This is a genomic window from Mesorhizobium sp. FG116 (genome assembly GCF_057809835.1).
Map to the genome: position 1 here is coordinate 1 of NZ_JBMDKS010000116.1, position 1,449 is coordinate 1,449.

At 59.6% G+C, this 1,449-nt stretch carries 1 pseudogene; it reads right to left on the reverse strand.

The features are described 5' to 3' along the window. Positions 1–968: 968 nt before the first annotated feature. Positions 969–1,449, reverse strand: a pseudogene (locus ACODTY_RS24000) (relaxase/mobilization nuclease domain-containing protein); the annotation flags it as partial.

Here is a 1,449-nt window from a genome sequence, read left to right on the forward strand (position 1 = left end):
TGTGCTGATAGCGGCGAATCCGCTCTTCCAACGGAAGCTCCGGGCCGTGTTTCAGCAGCTTGTCCTTCGGCCATTGCGGCACCGCTCTTCTCCCAACAACGCTGGCGCATTTGCGAAAGTGCACTCTTAGGCAGATTTTCTCTAGCGAAATTCGAGTCGGTTTGAATCTCAACGCCGGCAGGCGGCCTGAAGAGCATTCTCAGCGATGGCAACGATGGCAGTCTGCAGTTCTACTGGGTAAGAAGAGATCTGAATGCGAGCGCCGTCAACAAGCAGCCTAACGACCACGCTGGATTGATCGCCAATCCAGCCGCTCTGACCTGCGACCCCTGCAAGAGGAAAACATGGTTCCCCTGCCCCCATCGACACGCAGTGCAATCCGCGAATGGCTTTACGGATTTGGGTTCAGCGAGATCGACGGTGCCTATGAGGCGGCAATGTCGTCCGTCAAGAATCGTCGCGCATCAATCGAGCAGGAAACGGACCTGCCGACCGTCGACAGCGAGAATGAGGATGACTCCGATCACCGATTCCAGCTCTACGAGGAAGCGACCCGGGCCGAGCAGTTGATCCGCAATGCTTTCATGGTCGCACTCTTTCATTTTTTCGAACGACAGTGCGTTTCAGCAATGAAGGGCAGCCGCTTTGACCACGAACGGGCCATGAGCTGGCTCGAGCAGCAGGGTTATTCGCCAGATCGCAAGCAATTGCGGACGCTCGAGCTTTGCGTCCATTGCACAAAGCATGGCCCGGGATCCTCCTGTGATCGACTGTTCGCCTTGGAACCGGCATTGTTCAGCCTGGTCCATGTGGCTGGAAAAACCCTCCGGCCTGATGGCGACCGGATAAAATACCGCCCGAGCGGATCGAGCAGTTCTTTGAGGCGGTCTCGAAAGCCATGTGGCGGCCGCCAGAGCCTAGACGGCCGAGCTCGCCGCGAAAGTCGGCGACGATCCGCGCCCCTCGCACTACCGGTTGCGATCGCCGCGATCCCGGTCTTTCGGGGGAGTCAGGATGACGCGGGACGGGATCTGGCGGTCCGGCTGTTTTTCCTGCTCACGTTCCTTCGTTCGATCACGGGAGCGTTCGTGGCGATCGTCGGCAACAGCCCTGCCCTGATTGGCCTGGGCGATCCGCGAAACGTCGACACTGCGATTGCTGGCCGTACGATCGATCTCGCCTTTCTCAAGCACGGCGTCGCGCCCGGCAGCCGATTTGGTCGACGTCGCGTTCGAGATCTTGCCGTCGTTCCGGTCCTTACCCTTTGCGACACGAGAGTCGAGCTGAAGCTTGACGACCTTGTCGATGACCCGGGCTGCGGACTCGAAGATCGCGCGCTCGGCGGGATTGGCAATCGCTTTGGCGACGGCTGCCGCCGAGGAGGCGATCGCATCCATCGCGGTCTTTGCCTGGTTGGACGTGATGGCTGTGTTGCGCAGCATATGGATT